Origin of the sequence: Parasphingorhabdus sp., assembly GCF_039977335.1 — a bacterium.
GTDB lineage: Bacteria > Pseudomonadota > Alphaproteobacteria > Sphingomonadales > Sphingomonadaceae > Parasphingorhabdus.
In genome coordinates this window covers 721,024-739,532 of record NZ_JBDWDI010000001.1, presented here as the reverse complement: position 1 = coordinate 739,532, position 18,509 = coordinate 721,024, and the positions used below count along the sequence as shown (strand labels likewise).

The 18,509-nt window shown below is 53.4% G+C and carries 7 protein-coding genes; all 7 read left to right on the top strand.

From position 1 onward, the window contains the following. Positions 1-24: 24 nt before the first annotated feature. The 7 genes from ABJM21_RS03445 to ABJM21_RS03415 all read left to right on the top strand — a co-directional run bounded on the left by ABJM21_RS03445 (position 25) and on the right by ABJM21_RS03415 (position 18,508). Positions 25-9,123: a hypothetical protein gene (locus ABJM21_RS03445; protein WP_348302796.1), complete on the top strand. Its 9,099-nt coding sequence runs from the start codon at positions 25-27 to the stop codon at positions 9,121-9,123. Positions 9,124-9,169: 46 nt separating this feature from the next. Further along, positions 9,170-10,624, top strand: a complete 1,455-nt coding sequence (gene cysS, locus ABJM21_RS03440) for a cysteine--tRNA ligase (protein WP_348302797.1) — start codon at positions 9,170-9,172, stop codon at positions 10,622-10,624. Continuing rightward, positions 10,621-11,583, top strand: coding sequence for a D-2-hydroxyacid dehydrogenase (locus tag ABJM21_RS03435; RefSeq protein ID WP_348302798.1), 963 nt, complete (start codon positions 10,621-10,623; stop codon positions 11,581-11,583). Before cysS ends, ABJM21_RS03435 begins: the two co-directional genes overlap by 4 nt. Before the next feature lie 169 nt (positions 11,584-11,752). Next, complete coding sequence (locus ABJM21_RS03430; protein ID WP_348302799.1) at positions 11,753-13,399, top strand: acetolactate synthase large subunit; 1,647 nt, start codon at positions 11,753-11,755, stop codon at positions 13,397-13,399. Between the two features lie 11 nt (positions 13,400-13,410). After that, positions 13,411-14,847, top strand: coding sequence for an aldehyde dehydrogenase family protein (locus ABJM21_RS03425; protein WP_348302800.1), 1,437 nt, complete (start codon positions 13,411-13,413; stop codon positions 14,845-14,847). A gap of 260 nt (positions 14,848-15,107) precedes the next feature. Next, the gene (locus ABJM21_RS03420) at positions 15,108-16,508 is read left to right on the top strand and encodes a multiheme c-type cytochrome (RefSeq protein WP_348303356.1); all 1,401 of its coding nucleotides are present in this window, start codon (positions 15,108-15,110) and stop codon (positions 16,506-16,508) included. Further along, positions 16,508-18,508 (top strand): heme-binding protein, encoded by a 2,001-nt coding sequence (locus tag ABJM21_RS03415; protein WP_348302801.1) that lies wholly within the window; start codon positions 16,508-16,510, stop codon positions 18,506-18,508. The genes ABJM21_RS03420 and ABJM21_RS03415 overlap by 1 nt, the downstream gene beginning before the upstream one ends. Position 18,509 lies beyond the last annotated feature (1 nt).

Sequence of the window (18,509 nt, the reverse complement as noted above, 5' to 3'; positions counted from 1 at the left end):
CGAATGATGAACAGAGGCAAGATGATGACAGAGAATAGAAAAACCATCCGGATCAACGGCAAAGCTATGGCAAAAAGCAAAAGCAGGTCCGCCAATGCGCCTTCGTTCAGCAAGTTAAAACTGCTCGCCAGTGGTTCTTTCACAGCTGCTGCGGTGGTTCTTTCGGCTTTGGGCCAAACAGCCCAAGCTCAGGCGCTTGATCCAACTCGATCTTTTCAGGCCACCCCAACCTTTCAGCCTGGCGATAGTTGGTCACCCGGACCAACTACAGATAACGTCTTTATCTCAGGCACTGAATCCATCATCAACTGGGCACCTCTGGATACTGCAACGTTAGACACGACCATCGTGCCGATTAACATTCTCCCGTCTACCGGTTCGATTACCTTCAACAATGCAACTGAATTTACGGTCCTTAACCGTATCCTGCCTACACCTAGCCTGGCTGGTGAATTTCGCGCGATCCAGTTTAACGGTACTGTAAACACCCGAGTTAATGGCACTCAAGGTGGCAGCGCCTGGTTCTATAGCCCTGGCGGTATTATTGCAGGTGCTGGCTCTGTCTTTAACGTTGGCAGTTTGGTTCTGACCGCTAATGATATCGATACCAGCGGCGGCTTGTTTGGGCCCACGGGTGAAATCCGTTTCAACGGCATCGCAAACAGCTCATCCGTCGTCAGTATTGCGGAATCAGCAACCATCGACGCCGACACAGCCTTTTCAAATATTAGTGACTATGTAGCCCTTGTCGCTCCTCGTGTCGTTCAGGGTGGCACTGTGGATGTTGCGGGCTCTGCCGCCTATGTCGCGGCCGAACAAGCCGAATTGACGATCAATAATGGGTTGTTCGATATCAACGTTACGGTTGGCACCACCAATGGCAACGGCATTGTTCACACCGGAACGACAACCGGCGATTCCTCAATACCTATTGAAGACAATCCAGCCACCATGTTTGTCAATGAAGCAAACCGTGATGCGCAAGCTATTTACATGGTTGCTGTTCCTAAAAATGCCGCGATTACGATGCTTGTCGGCGGCCAAGTTGGATATCGCCCCGCTGCCGAAGCCAGCATCGTCAATGGCCAGGTAGTTTTAAGCGCTGGATATAATGTTTCTGTCGGGGGATCGACAAGCAATGCGCAGGTTGTGGTTGCCGATACACCCCTTTCCGCTCTTGCTGGCAACATAGAATTTACCGGTGGCGATTTCACGGCAGATATTTCCGCAACGGGAAATGGTTCCATCAATGCGGTTTCAACGAACTTGGGAATCGATATCCAGAGCGCCGCATCGGGTGACCGCTATAACCTTGATTTGAATGCCGGGACAGAAATCAACATTGGCGCTGATTCCGGAGGCGTTTTCCGTGTTGCGGGAAATGCCAGCCTTCGTGCTGGAAGTTCATCAGCAAATGGCGGAACCATTAATATTATTGCGGTCAACGACCCTGCAAATCCGGACGGCATCGGTGCAACTGACATAACAGGGAATTTTATCGCCGACGTCAGCGCAATGGGGGCTGATGATTTCTTCACCTTCCGCAATAATGGAGGAACTGGGGTTGGCGAAGATGCTGTTGGCGGTGACATCACCATCGACGTAAACACTGGCGGCCGTTTTCAAGTTGATGGTTCGTCACAATTTCTGACCCAAGCGCAAGGCGGCAAGGGTGAAGAGATTAATGGCTCAGCCCAGGCAGGTAATATCAGTGTGACCCTCACCGATGATACCAGCAGCATCAGCTTCGGCGGTGTGACCTTCGACGCGGGAACAGTAAGTGCCAATAGTGGTAAAGCTGGTGGCAACGGCGTTGGTGGTTTTGGCAGCGACGGTACAGGTGGTGATTTTTCTCTCAATCTCCAAGGCGGCACAATGGTTGCCGGTCGGATTGCCATAGACACCAGCGGAATTGCATCGAACGGCAGCAACCCGAATATCGCCCAGAGCAATGACGGCTTTGCTGGTAATGTTGATATCTCCATCACCGGGGGCAGTCATACAATAGATTCGCTTTCTTCAACTTCTGAAGCACAAAAAGGAAATTTTTCCGCTGGACTGGGTCAAGTTGTGGGTGGGGTCGCCAACCGACCGACCGCCAACCTCTCAATCAGCGGCGTTGGCACAACGTTGACTGTTACTAACAACCTTAGCCTAAACACGAACACAAACGATGTTTCCACCGGTAATGCGGCTACACCGTCAACAACGATATCCGTGATCGGAACAGGTGTAGGCTCAGGTTTGCTGATAACTGGCGGCCTTGATGCCGATACCGCGGGATCAATCGACCTCATTGCCGACGACAGTACGATCAGCTTCGACCGCCTAACGCTATCGAGCAGCAGCAGCTTTGATGATGGCACGACACTTTCTGGCGGAAATATCAATGTCCTTTCCCGCAATGGCGCGGTAATTTCAGGCCGAAGCGTAGGCCTGTTTTCAAGTGCTCAAACTGCAAGTTTTTTCGGCCCGATTTCATCAGCCGTAAATGCAATTGGCGGTAACATACTGATTTCTGCAGACGACGCGTCCATCAACTTCACCGGAAGTGTTACAGCCAGCGCCAATGGCGTTGGTGACGCAGATCTTGGCAATGGAACTGGCGGTACCGTTCGATTGGTGATCGATGGGGACGCGGCATCCATGGCGTTAAACGATCTTTCATTGAGCACAGATGGTTCTGTGTTTTTCGATGTAGAATCCGGCTTCGGTAGCCCTCCCAATGGCGATGGCGGCGCCGGCATCGGTGGACTGACCACTATAGATCTTCTGAATGGAACATTTGTAGCTGATGATATCACTATCAGCAGCGATGGCTTCGGTGGAGTGGGTGGCCCCAACCCGTCGGGTCCAGCCGGAAGTGGCGGCACGGGTACAGGCGGCGATGTTGTCTTTAACCTAAATGGCAGCAATGCAACCATCGATACCTTAACGGCTACCGCAAGCGGGCTTGGCGGTGCAGGTGGTACGGGCAATCCGAACTCTGGCGCTAGTGCCGGCGATGGTGGTATTGGTATCGGAGGAAATGCGACCTTTAACGCCACATCAGGAACGTTGGACGTCAACCAGATTAGAGTCGATGCGCTGGGTAATGCAATTCGCTTCTCTTCATTTATTTCTATCCGAGGCAATGGCGGCACAGGAAACGGCAGCAACGCCGGCAATGGCGGTATTGGTACCGGCGGGACTGCCACTTTCAATCTTGACGGCACATCAATCGTCAATGCCCAGGAAGTGCTTATCAGCACAGATGGTTTTGGCGGTGAAGGCGGTTTGGCCCGTCCGCGAAATATCAACGGGGTAGATATTCTCGCTGGCACTGGTGGACGTGGTGGCAACGGAACCGGCGGTAACGCAACATTCAACAACACAACCGGTGCGATCAGCTTCAATCAGTTGACTGTGCAATCACTGGGCATTGGCAGCGATGGTGGAGATAGCAGAGGAATTACCACCGGCGAAGCGCCCGAAGCCGGTGGCAATGGTGGCAACGGCACTGGCGGCTTTGCTACCATCAACCTGAATCAGGATGACGCCACCAATCCAAGCTATATTGTTGGCAGCAGCGCAACCGGCGGCCTTGGTGGTAGCGGCCTTAATGGCGGCAATGGCGGAAATGCTACAGGAGGTACCTCCACCCTCAACGTCAACAACGTAACAGTCCAGCTTAACCAACCAACAATTTTATCCAACGGAACCGGCGGAAATGGTGGCATCAGTGACGGTATTGGAGGCAGCGGCGGCAATGGCGGTGACGCGCAAGGCGGTGTTGCGAGATTAGAAATAGTGGGTGCCAATGCGGCCCTGACCACCACTGGCGGACCTCTGATCACCAATAGTGATGCCGTCGGCGGCACTGGTGGCACCGGTTTCGGTGGATTCCTTGAAGATGGCGGCGACGGCGGCGCTGGCGGTTCGGCCACAGGCGGAACAACAGAAATAACTGTCCGCACAGGTGCAAATTTCGAATTAAACGGTGGCGAGCCCTTTACGCTATCCAGCACCGGAACAGGCGGACAGGGCGGCACCGGTGGTTATTCTTATTCAGAGACATCGGGGGACGGCGGTAATGCTGGCCAAGGAACCGGGGGCACAGCCCGTTTGCTGGCCCAAGGGGGCAACCTTACGGGTGACGATATTACCATAACCACAACCGGTCAGGGCGGCGATGCCGGCTTAGCCGGAAGCTTTGGGGTTGGAATAGCGGGAATAACTGGCGTGGGCGGACTGGGTGCGGGTGGAACTTCTGCTTTAGAAGTTCAGGAAGGTAGCCCCGGTATCATCACCCTCGGCAACGTTAATATGATTGCCAATGGATTTAACGCGGGCGACGGCTCAGTTCCTACCGGTATTGGCGGTCGGATCGAAATAACCGACACATCAATCGATCCTGCCGGTTTGATCACGCTGGCGTCTCTAAACGCTGAGGCTTTGGCCGGAGTCGGGCCCGCGAGCGGCTTTTTCATGAGCGGCAATAGTGGTGCCATTTCAGTTGCAGGCGATGTAATCATCAACGTAGCTGGCAATGCTGAATTTGCCTATGATGGCGATAGCCAGCTGGTGGTTGGTGGATTGATGGATGTTATGAGCAGCTCCTCCATCCTCGTAACCCATAGCAACAATGCGGGTCCAACAACGTCGATTGATGTTGCCGGAACTTTTGATGCACGAGCGCAAAGCGATTTTAACAGCGCGGCCGGATCGATCATCAACTCCGACACTAGCATTGCTATTCGCGCGGAAGGCGATGCCTCTGCTTCTAATTTGAGAGCTTTGACCAATATTGACCTGTCAGCTGGGCAAAATGCGCTGCTGAACGATGCCTCTGTAACTGGACCGCCAATTACTTTTGTATCTGGCGCAGGTACAACAGTGACGAGCGGTATATTCGTGCGGGCTGGCGGCGACAATGGCTTTAGCTTTGAATTTTTTGACCCCCAATTTAACGCCACATTCACCGGCGATATTTCATCTTCCGGCGCAATCCGGGTTGAAGCTGGCGGCAATGCAATTTTCCAGACCGGCACCGACATTGTTTCCGACAATCTCTTTTCGGTGCGTACCGGTGATGACATAATCATCCAATCCGGCGCAAGCATTGCGGCGGCGAACGATCCCGTCGATCCAGCCAATCTTGCTGACCCGTTTAGCAGCTTGAACAATCTGGTCCTGCTCGCCGGTGACATTGGCGCCGCAGGCCAATTGTTCAGCACACCCCTGACGCCTATCGCGTCGATCCTCGCTGCCGGCGACATCAACGCCAATGATTTTGCTGTCATAATGACTGCCAACGCCGTGGATGGCATCGGTGGAACAATAACCGCCAGCTCCATCAGCGCTGACATCAACAACGCTCCGTCAAACGCCGTAATTGCAGCCGTTGGCCAATCTGACGATAATGGTTTGTTGAGTGCTAACTGTGTTGAAGGCAATCTTTGCCTTGGTGCTTTGAGTGCCGATAACATCGTTGAAATCGGTCAATCCGGCGTTCCAATCCAGGCGATCATCGAAAATGGCGACATTATAGCCAATCGGATATTGGTATCCACACGCCGTGACATTGTCATGGGTGCGGACGGCATTCCGTCACGCTTCATTGCCAGCGACGAAATCTTTGTGAACAGCACAGAAGGCGATGTGAACCTGCGCGATGCTGAACTCACTAGCGGTACACTGGGTGTTGAGGCAGCCGGAAGTTTGCTGGGTTCGGGATCGCTGAACAGCGGAAACGATATTGGCATTACCGTCAGCGGTGATATCTCGGCCGCCGTGATAAATACTGGCGGCGAACTGACGACAGTAGAAGATCGTGGCGATGTACCGGAAGGCTTCTATTCCGTGCCAGGCAGCATGAATGTTGGCGTTTTGACGGTTGGGGTCGGCGACGTAGATTATGATGCTGGTGGCAATTTCAGCTTTGATCAGATCAATGTGCCTGACACAAACATAATATTAAATGCGCCGGGATCAGTTTTTTTGGGGGCCACGTCTGGTGCCCAGAGTGTCGATATTGATGGTGGTGATATTACTCTTGGAACCGTCACTGCAGCTGGGGTCATCGATCTCGATGCAGTCGACAGTATCAGCATGGGCAACGTCCGTTCAGAAGCCAGGTTTAACGCCGATGCGGGCGGTGACATAAGCTTTGACAATATTACAAATAATCGAAACTCGATCGCGATAGTGGCCGGTGGAAGCATCAGCGGCGGTGCGACCCGTACCTTGACGCGCAATGGTACCCGCTCCGGTGAAACTATTTCTCTGGATGCTGACGGCGATATTACCCTTTCCGGTGCTCTTGAGACAGAGGATAGGGTGAGCTTGCTTGCAGGTGGCAACATAGCAGCCGCTTCTGTCACTGGAGCCGTTACCGATGGCTTGATAAATATCACCGGCGGCGGGACTGTTGTAATTGGTCCGTTGAGCAACAACGGTCAGCTATCTTCGGCGATTGTACGCGGCACGGATATCACATTGGGTGATCTTAACCTGGGTACCGTACAAGCAACGGCATCTAATGGCGGCATAACCGCGCTAGGCACCAATAGCTTACGCGGCAGTGCCATTTTAAATGCTACGCAAGATATCAACCTGTCGACTATTCTGGCCGACGGCGCATTTACGGCAATCACTGATGGCAATGTCGGCTTTGTTGATATTGGCGCCGGTCGAATCGATTTGATTGTAAGGGCCGGTGGATCCATTACCGGCAATTCCGCTACCCTGACTGACAGCGGCGGCGGTGTTGGCGTAAACCTCGATGCAAATGGCCCATTGACGATCACCGGCAATATTCAGTCTGGAGAAATAGTCACGCTTAATGCTTCAGCCATTGTGACCGGCGATGTGATATCCAGCAACACCATTACTGCTACCAGCGATACTGGAGATGCGACATTTGATAGTTTGATGGCCGGAACCACCAATAGGGTTGTGGCCGCTGGCAACTTGACCATCGGCAATGTTATTTCGGTCAATGAAACATTTCTGGAAGGCACTTCGGTTACGTTAGGCGGCGCGGATACTGGCGATAATGGTGATATTCGGTTTACCGAAGGTTTGCGTATCCGCGCGCTCGACGGCAACATCAATATCGGCGGCGATCTGGACATTTCACGTACCGGGGATTTCTTCGCCTCGGGCGACATCATTTTCGGTGATGTCGATGTGACCAGCAAAATACCTTCTAGGCTGGACTTGCGGTCGGTCGGTTCCGTTACATTTGGCAATGTGACATCCGATTCTTTCATCAGCGTCCGGGCTGATGGTAACTTCACTGCTGAAACCGTCGCTGCCAGCTCACTCCGGGCCTTTGTTGATGGGCTGGTCGATGTCACGCGCGCCGAAGTCTTCAGCAGCAATTTTGATGCTAATCTAGGTATTGAAATTGGAGAGCTGATCGGCGGATCGACCGTGTTGCAGTCTTCCGGCGGCGATGTTGCTGTGCGTGACAATGCCATGCTCACCGATCCCGTCCGCGCCATCGGCAACAATGTGTTTCTCCGATCTGATGGGGCGATGAGAGTCAGAGCCACCGCCAATGATGGCAACATAGACATCGTCACAAGAGGTGACCTTGTGGTCGATGATGCCAGCGCTACAGGCAACATCCAGCTCACCAGTCTGGCGGGCAGTGCAGAGTTAAACGAACTCATCATCGTAGCTAGCGGCGTAGGAAGATCGCCCGCCGGGATCAGCGGCCAAGCAGTCGTCAGCGCCAATGGCAATATTGACGTGACGGCAGCAGTCGACGTTACGATTAATGATACCGTCAATGCGAACATTGCGTTGACCATAACGGCTGGCAACCTGGTCGATATCCAGGCCCTTGCGACCGGCACGACGATTGACCTGTCATCGGCCGATATCAACATCGGTACGTCCGGCCAGCTCGGCGAGTTTACTCAGACCAATGATATTTTCATCGAAAGCAACGGCAATAATCAAGCGATTTTGGGTGGCGCAGGAACCGCCGGTGTGTTCAGCCTTAATAATGATGAATTTTCGCGCATCCAATCCAATCAGGACCTCACCTTGTTTGTTGCCCAAACCGGCAACTCTACACCGGACCTGATCGTTCAGGATCTGACCATACAGGCTGGCGACAATGTTAGCGGCGCTCAAACAGCGACAATCGGTTTTTCAGGCACTCTAACTATCGATTCCGGTCAGTCCACGCGAGTTGACGGAAATTTGAACCTCACCAATGCTTCGGCTGGCACGACATTGAACATGACATCCCTGAACGACCTCAGGATCAATGCCAATGGCGGCCTGATCCAGATTACCGATACTAATGGCGGTTTTGGTGGCGTGGGACTTATGACCCTGACCGCGCAAAATATCTATGCAATGACCGATCAGGCCTTTGCCGATATTGCCGGACTTGATGTAAATGCCGTCGATCTTCGTCTTGAGAATAATGACGGTGTTGATCTCGACAATGGCCTCATCCGTGGCGGCATTGCTCAGTTTGTAGTCGATGGCGATCTGTTCATCCAGAACACAGCGCCCGGTGTCTCTTTCGATGAACGCCGCGGCTTCACGGTCGATAGTTTAATGATCAACGGACTCAGTGCGGGCAGCAACGCCAATATTGTGATCAATGGTATTGTTGGCGGTGACACCGGTATCGACACGATTTTCGCAACAGACGCTGTGGTTGGATTTGACAATGCTTCCACAATTAATGGCTGTGTAATAATCGATCCGTCGAGCTGTGGTGCGCCGACACCGACGCCCACTCCAACTCCTACCCCGACGCCCACTCCAACTCCTACCCCGACACCCACGCCAACTCCGACACCAACACCTGATCCATCGCCCGATCCAGAAATTGATGATCCGGTGCAGGATATTATCGAGGAAGAGGTCACACCTAACGAAGATGGCACTGTGGTCAGCGATCCGTTCGAAACCAATCTCATCGAACTGAAGGAAAACGAGGAATATGTCGAAGATCCGTTGATTGATGAACCAGTCACCGGCGCCGGCAATGATGATCTGTGGATTGGCGAAGAAGAGGTCAGCGACGAAGATAATAGCGAATGTGCGGAAGGCGATGAATCCTGTGGTCAGGGCGGCCCGGCCGAGGAAGAAGAACTGGAACCGGCAGAATGAATTGATCGGTTGACCTTTTGCACCGCAAGCCATTAGGCGATGAACCATGCAAGGGACAATCGATCATCCGCTGAAACTATTCAACAGCCTTACGCGAGAACTGGAGACTTTCGAGCCGGTTCATGATGGGGAAGCCCGCGTCTATACCTGCGGTCCGACAGTCTATAACTATCCCCATATCGGCAACATGCGCGCCTATGTTTTTGCCGATCTGTTGGGACGAACATTAAGCTGGAAGGGTTTCAAACTTACCCATGTTATCAACATCACCGATGTCGGGCATCTGACCGATGACGCCGATGACGGAGAGGACAAGCTGGAAAAGGCAGCGGCCGAACGGGCGCAGTCCATCTGGGATATCGCCAAACATTATACCGAATCCTATTGGGAAGACATCAAAGCACTGAACATCCGCCAGCCTGCTCATTGGTCGATCGCTACCGACTATGTTCCGCAGATGATCGACTATGCCAAAGGCATTGCCGACAAGCACTGCTATGAGCTGGATAGCGGCCTTTATTTCGATGTCTCGACCATCGCGGATTATGGAAGTCTCGCCCGTGCCGCGACCGAAGATGGCGAAGGTCGAATTGATACCGTGGAAGGCAAACGCAATGCCGCCGACTTCGCGATCTGGCGCAAGACACCAGAGGGCGAAACCCGGCAAATGGAGTGGGATAGCCCATGGGGCAAAGGCGCACCGGGCTGGCATCTGGAATGCTCTGTCATGTCAGAGGCATTGCTTGGCCTGCCTTTTGATATCCACACGGGCGGGATCGATCATCGCGAGATCCATCACCCGAATGAAATCGCCCAGAACCAGGCGCATAGCGGTTGCGACCACAGCGGCGCGCGGATCTGGATGCACAATAATTTCCTGATCGACCGCGCGGGCAAAATGTCCAAATCGGCGGGCGAATTTTTACGCCTGCAACTGCTGATCGACAAAGGCATTCACCCCCTCGCCTATCGCCTGATGTGTTTGCAGGCCCATTATCGCAGCGAACTCGAATTTAGCTGGGATAATCTGGTCGCCGCACTTACGCGGCTAAAACGTATCATCATGGGCATCGAGCGATTGAAGGGTCGCCTCACGGCTGGGCAAGATGAAAGGCCGCCTCATCCCAAGCTTGCCGAAATGCGTGAGCAATTGGATGCTGCGATGAGCGATGATCTCAACAGTTGCCCGGTCATTCCTTTGCTGGAAGACTTGCTCACACTGAAAAAAATCGATGCGGTACAGCGGATGAAACTGTTGCAGGAAATTGACAAGCTGCTTGGACTGAACTTGGAAATGCTAACCAGAGCGGACTTGCGGTTGCGTCCGAAATCCGCGTCTATTACGGAAGCAGAGATTGAAGAAAAGCTCGACCTTCGCCAGAAAGTCAAAGCGGACAAGGATTTTGCCGCCGCCGATGCCATCCGCGATGAACTGATCGCGCAGGGTGTGGAACTTATGGATGGCGATCCGTTACGCTGGGAATGGAGCATTATGATATGAGCAAACCTATAGCAGCCATGGCCTCCCTGGTGCGTCCGATGGTCGAACCGCATTGCAATGATCTTGATGTGACATGGTTTACCAGTACAGAAGAAGCGCTGGAAATAGCGCCCCATGCCGAAATCGGCTGGTTCGATATGTATGATAAAGAGAAAATGGCGCAGGTTCTTGGTGCAGCCACCAACCTGAAATGGCTCAACAGCATCTACGCCGGGGTCGAACATTTTCCGCTCGATCAACTCAAGCAGCAGGGGACAATCGTTACCAATGGCGCAGGCCTCAACAGCTCGCCTATCGCAGAATTTGTGCTGATGGGCATGCTCGCTGCCGCAAAGAGAACCGATAAATTGCTAGAGCTTCAGAGGCAACAGGAGTGGCCGGAGCAAGCGCCCGGCACGACCGAATTGGCCGACGGCAAGGCATTGATCATTGGTTATGGTGGCATTGGCCAACAGGTTGCCAAAAAGCTCTCCGGCTTTGAAATCGACGTAACCGCTGTGCGGCGGACAGCCAGCGATGATCCTGCTGGCGTTGGTACAGAAGTGATTGGGACAGGTGATTGGCGCGATCGGCTCGGAGAGTTTGATTGGGTAATCGTCTCGGCACCAGCCACCACCGAAACACAAAAACTGCTTGGCAAAGACGAATTCGCGGCAATGAAATCATCGGCATGGCTGGTCAATGTCGCGCGCGGATCGTTGGTTGATCAGGATGCACTGGTCGAGGCGCTCAACAGCAAGACTATTGGCGGAGCCGTCCTCGATGTTACCGAACCGGAACCACTGCCCAAGGGCGATCCGCTCTGGACCGCGCCCAATTGCTTCATCACCATGCATGTTTCGGGTGTGGCGCAAACCCGCATGTTTCAGCGCGCTGCATCGCGCTTTGTCGAGAATTTGAAGCGCTACCAAAATGGTGATGAAATGGTTGCGGTCGCTAATCTGGATCGCGGTTACTAAACCACCGATAAAATTTTGCGATTGAGACGTGACACACATGTAAATTTGACTTATCAACCAATAGCATAGGGGTAGGGATGAGTCTTTTTCTGGAGGGGAAAAATTCATTCTGGGGTCGTTGCCACAATTTTGAGCAAACACTGATCAGCAAGATCGGGGAAGGACCCACATGACCAAAGCATCTGATTTATTCGTCCAATGTCTTGAAAATGAAGGCGTAGAGTATCTTTTCGGCGTTCCCGGCGAAGAAAATCTCGATATGCTCGACAGCTTGTCGCGCTCCAAGAAAATTGAATTGATCCTGACGCGGCATGAACAGGGCGCTGGCTTCATGGCCGCGACTTATGCACGGCATACCGGTAAGACTGGCGTCTGCATGGCGACCCTCGGACCCGGTGCGACCAATCTCGTAACCGCCGCCGCTTATGCGCAACTCGGCGGCATGCCGATTTTGATGGTCACAGGGCAAAAGCCCATCAAGAAATCTAAGCAAGGCCGTTTTCAGATTCTCGATGTTGTCGATATGATGGGCCCGATTACAAAGTTCACGCATCAACTTGCGTCTGCGGACAATATCCCAAGCCGCGTGCGCGAAGCCATCCGTCTGGCCGAAGAAGAAAAGCCCGGCGCGACCCATATCGAATTCCCGGAAGATGTTGCCGATGAGCAGACGGATTCAACGCCGATCAAACCGAGCTTATCCCGACGTCCAATTGCTGAACCCAAGGCGGTGCGCGCTGCGACCAAAAAAATCGAAAGCGCAAAGTCACCCATCATGGTCATTGGCGGCGGAGCAAACCGCACCACGACTGGGCGAATGCTGACTCAGTTTATCGAGAAAACCGGTATCCCATTTGTCACGACGCAGCTTGGTAAAGGCGTGGTCGATGAAACCAATAAGGAATTCATGGGCTGCGCGGCTTTGTCGGCCAATGACTTTGTCCACAGCGCGATTGAGTCCGCTGACCTGATCATCAATGTAGGTCATGATGTCATCGAAAAGCCCCCTTTCTTTATGAAAGACGGCGGCACCGAAGTCATCCATGTTTCCATGAACACAGCTGAAGTCGACCCGGTCTATTTCCCGCAGATCGAAGTGATCGGCGATATTGGCAATGCTATCTGGCAGATGAAAGAAGATATTGTTCCTTCCGGTTCTTGGAACTTCGACCACATGTATAAGGCCCGTGCGGCCGAAGAAGAGCATACGGCAACGATGGATGACGACATGCGTTGCCCCATCTATCCACCGCATCTGGTAAAAGTCGTTCGCGAGCAAATGCCTGCCGATGGTATTATCTGCCTCGACAACGGCGTCTATAAAATCTGGTTTGCCCGCAACTACAAAGCGCGTGAGGCAAATACCGTATTGCTCGACAACGCATTGGCAACCATGGGTGCTGGCCTGCCTTCCGCTATGGCATCGGCAATGGTCTATCCTGATCGCAAAGTTATGGCGATTTGCGGCGATGGCGGGTTCATGATGAACAGTCAGGAAATGGAAACAGCCGTTCGATTGAAATTGAATATCACGGTGCTGATCCTCAACGACAGCAGCTATGGTATGATCCGCTGGAAGCAAGCCAATATGGGTTTCAAGGATTGGGGCCTGACCTATGACAATCCGGATTTCGTAAAATATGCGGAAAGCTATGGCGCTCATGGGCACCGGATCACCAGCGCGAAAAACCTGCAGGAAACGATCGACAAATGCCTCAACAGCGAAGGCGTACATTTGATCGATTGCCCGGTGGACTATTCCGACAATGATCGTATCCTCAACGTTGAAATCAAGGACCTCAGCGCGAAGATTTAAGAGGATAGATCATGACAAAACTCAAAGACGTTTATCCGCTTTACCTCAATAATGTTGCTTCCCAACCAAATGAAGATCTGGAAGTCACGGACAAGTTTACCAATGAGGTGGCTTTCCGGACTGCTTTGGCAACACCTGATGTAATTGAGGAAGCCATAGCAGGAGCGGTGGAAGCCGCCGAACCCATGGCGCGAATGGCAAGCTATGAGCGGCAAAATGTACTGCAACATTGTGTGGACCGGTTCAAAGAGCGGTTTGATGAACTGGCTTATTCGCTGTGCGTTGAGGCTGGCAAACCGATTAAGGATGCCGAGGGCGAAGTTGGCCGGTTAATCGACACGTTCCGCATTGCCGCTGAGGAATCGACGCGTAACTATGGCGAGGTCCAACCCCTTGATATTTCCGAGCGTGCCAAAGGTTATCAAGGCATGTGGAAACGGGTGCCCATTGGCCCTTGCAGCTTCATTTCGCCGTTTAACTTTCCACTCAATCTCGCCGCGCATAAAATTGCTCCTGCTATTGCTGTGGGCTGCCCCTTTGTAATGAAGCCAGCGTCCAAGACACCGCTGGGCGCGATTATCATGGGCGAAGTTCTGGCTGAAACCGATTTGCCCAAAGGCGCGTTTTCGATATTGCCAGCAAGCCGCGATGGTGCAGATCTATTCACAGTTGATGAACGCCTGAAGCTTCTTTCTTTCACCGGCTCCCCCGGTGTTGGCTGGGATCTGAAAGCCAAGGCAGGCAAGAAACCAGTAATCCTCGAACTTGGCGGCAATGCTGCAGTCATCGTCGATCACGATGCTGATCTGGAAGACGCGCTGGAGCGGATTATCTTCGGTGCCTTTTACCAATCCGGCCAAAGCTGCATCGGTGTACAGCGGATCATCATTCATGAATCTGTCTACGACACGTTCAAGGACATGCTAGTTGCCAAAACCAAGACATTGATCGCCGGTGATCCCAAAGACCGGGACACGTTCATTGGCCCCATGATATCGGAAGGCGAGGCCAAGCGTCTGCATGGTTGGATCGACGAGGCCGTTACTGGCGGAGCGACTTTGCTCTGTGGCGGCAACCGCACCAGCAATATGCTGGAAGCAACTTTGCTGGAAAATGTCGACAGCAATGCTGCCGCCAATCGCGAAGAAGCTTTTGGCCCGCTAGCGCTGCTATCCAAGTTTAGTGATTTCAACGCCGCTCTCGACGAAGTTAACGATAGTAAGTTTGGTTTGCAGGCTGGCATCTTCACCCGTGACCTGTTCAAAACCTTGGATGCTTGGGACCGGCTTGATGTTGGCGGCGTCGTGATTAACGACGTGTCATCCTATCGCGTTGACAATATGCCTTATGGCGGCGTCAAGGATAGCGGCCTAGGAAGAGAGGGTATCAGATTCGCGATGGAAGACATGACCGAAATTCGTAATTTGGTCATTCGCCGCAAAGTTTAGTCTTCCGAATCAGACCACATCAGATTTTTGTGACTGGGCAGTCAAAGCGTGAAACAGTTGTAAATCAGCAACGTTTGAGCAGTGAGTAAAGCGAAAAGAGTGATGCAAGTCATAGAAAAACCGCCATATTCGAGCTTTTTTACCGTTGCATTGAGGTTTCAATGAAGCATAATAGAGCGCGTAGATCATAGTTAACGACTTGGGTCGCGTCGAGCTTACAGAGGGGCCTGATCTCCGGATCAGGAAAAGCAACGATGCAAATGGGGAAAAATCTTTCGTGGAAGCGAAGCTGGTCGATACTGGCCGCTAGCCTATTCTGTTTTGCGCTTGCCGGCGTAGCCCTCTTTATATCGTCAGTCGCGACACCTGCACCGGTCGAAGCCGCTCAAGATTTAGCAAGCGGAACCCATATGGGCGTTGCGACCTGCGGCGGCACTACCTGTCATGGGCGGCAAGAAGCCGATGGCGAAATTGTACGTCAGGACGAATTGATGCGCTGGCAAGAAGAATCCACCCCAGGCGGCGCCCATAGCCGCGCCTTTCGCGTGTTGCGAGAGCCCCGCAGTATTGCCATCGCCAAGCGTCTTGGCATCAAAGATGCGTCTTCATCCCAACAATGCTTGGGCTGTCACAGTACGCCGGCCGCCCAAAAGGGGCCACGTTTCCAAGTTAGTGATGGTGTAGGTTGTGAAGCCTGTCACGGCCCTTCATCCGGATGGCTATCTGCTCACTATGCCGTAGGCGCTAATCATGCCCGTAACGTCTCGCTAGGTTTGACCCCGCTGGATAATCCCAAAGTACGCGCCAGCAATTGTCTCGACTGCCACTTCGGCAGCGCGAAAAGCGGCCAATTTGTGGATCACCGGATCATGGCCGCCGGGCACCCCCGTATTTCCTTTGAAATGGATCTCTTCTCGACACTCCAGCAGCATCATGATGAGGATATCGACTATATCCGGCGCAAAGGAAAAACCAACAGCGTTCGGTTCTGGGCCGTGGGGCAGTCCATGGCGCTGGAGCGCTCACTCAATCTCTTTTCCAAGCCCGCGCTGGCACAAGAGGGGCTGTTTCCCGAATTTTATTTCTATGACTGCCATAGCTGTCACCGCCGCATCTATGATGAAGCCTCGGCCCGTCCGACTTCGATCAATAACCCCGGCCGCCCCATCCCCGAAGGCATGCCGCCTTATAATGACGAGAATATGATCATGTTGAGTGCGGCAATAAAAGTGGCCGCACCCGATCTAGCCGGTCAGTTCGAAGCCCGGTCAAAAGCATTCCACGCGGCGATGGGCAAAGGTCGCGCGCCAGCTGTTCAAGCTGCGGCGCGGTTGCGTCAAACGGCACAGACGCTGGCTGATCGCTTCTCCAGAGCCAGCTTCGGTCGCGATCAAACCTTCAGGATCATGGAGATCATCGCCGGACAAGCCATCTCGCCGCGCTTCACCGACTATGAGGGCAGCGTGCAGGCGGTCATGGCCATTGATACGCTACTCAACGGCCTGGTTAATAGCGGTCAGGTGAGCGAAGCAGCAGCAGCGAGCCTGCGCGGTCAGATCAATGTGGCCTATAAAGCCGTTGATGAACCTAACAGCTACAAACCCCTGCAATTCCGTCGAGCACTGGGCAGCGCTGTCAGAACCATAAGGGCTCTACGATAATGCGGAAATTCAGTTTCACCGCTGCAATCTCCGCAGCTGCCTTGGTTCTTACCTCTTGCGGAGGTGGCGGTGGCAGCAACGACTTTGGCGCCACACCATCGCCCTCACCGGCGCCGACGCCAACCCCTTCACCATCACCGATAGATGGCAATGGTGGCGCGTTCACGCCACCAGCCCAAGAGTCACTGAGCGTTGCGGATGTCCAGACCGTTATTGCCCAAGCGGTCGGCGAAGCAACGGCGCGTAATTTGCCCTCCGTCATTGCAGTAACTGACCGCGTTGGTAACGTGCTTGCTGTTTTTGAAATGAACGGCGCGCGCGCTACTGCCACCACAAGCGCGCGAACCGCGATGGGGACAATCAACAATCCCGGTGTAGACGTACAGGGCGTGGTTGTACCAGCAGCGGCAGGAGCAATCGCCAAAGCTGTGACCGGAGCCTATCTGTCGAGTTCAGGCAACGCTTTTTCGTCTCGTACCGCCAGTCAGATCGTGCAGGAACATTTTCCTCCTGCGCCAACCGCGGCAGGTCTGGAAAGCGGTCCGCTATTTGGCGTGCAATTTAGCCAACTCCCCTGTTCCGACCTCAATCAACGGTTCGGCAACGCCGGTGCGATGGCGCTGATCGGGCCAAAGCGCTCTCCCTTGGGGCTGTCGGCTGATCCGGGCGGACTACCGCTCTACAAAAATGGCGTTGTCGTTGGTGCAATCGGCGTCATGGGTGACGGTGACTATGGCTTCGATTCCAATATTCTCGATATTGATGTCGATGATGAAGAAGCCATTGCTCTAGCGGGAATTCAGGGATTTGCGCCGTCCGCTGCGATCACGGCTAACCGCATTTCGGTTGATGGCACATCGTTGCGATTCAGCGATATGGTCGTGAACGATCTGTCCCCGCTCCAAAATAATTTCGCAGCAATTAACGTCACCTCCGGAAATTTGATTGCGGTGACCGGCTATTCCACCGCCACAATCATCGCCGGTTCAGCTTATGGCACCGAAGACTCAGGCATCCGGGCTTCAACCGCTGCCGAATTTAAAAACCGCGATGCCTTTGTGCTGTCCGATGGCACCGGTGCGAACCGCTTCCCGATCCGCGCCGGTACTGATGGAGCAGATGTTGCTACGCCGCTAACAGCAGACGAATCTCGTGCCATCTTGGAAGAAGCATTCATCGTCATGTCTCGTGCACGGGCGCAAATCCGGCAACCACTGGATAGTCGTGCGCAGGTTTCGATTTCGGTGGTGGACACGCATGGCGAAATACTAGGCATTGTTCGGTCGCCAGATGCACCGATTTTTGGAACCGATGTTTCGCTGCAAAAAGCACGGACAGCATCCTTTTTCTCCAACAGCGTTGCGGCATCCGATTTGCTCGGCAACCCCGACACCGATGTTGCGGCGTTTGTTCAGCGCGTCCGGACGTTCCTGAATGATCCCAATGCGCTGACAGGAACGGTTGCTTTTGCTGATCGCTCCGGCGGCAATCTCTCTCGGCCCTATTTTCCAGATGGAGAACTAGGACGTCCTCCCGGACCTTTGTCGCGCCCGATTGAGGATTTCAATCCATTGGCTACTGGGCTTCAGGCTGCTCTGATTTTCCAAAATCTTGTCGAGCATCTAACCTTTGTCACTGGCGGATCCATGGATGACACTGATATGCGCTGTACCAACACACCGGACGCAGTGGCGGGACAAAACCGGCTTGAAAATGGCATCCAGATTTTCCCGGGCAGTGTTCCCATTTATCGCGGCGATCAACTCATTGGTGGTCTTGGTGTATCCGGCGACGGCATCGACCAAGATGACATGATCAGCTTCCTCGGCCTGCATAACGCAGGTTTGCGCGTTGGCAGTATCGGAAATGCACCTAAGGCCATTCGCGCCGACAATGTTGTGGTAGACCTTGGCGATGCGCAAGTTCGGCTGCGCTATGTGAACTGTCCGTTCGCACCTTTTCTCGATACCGACGACCAAAATGTCTGCGAGGGACTTTAAA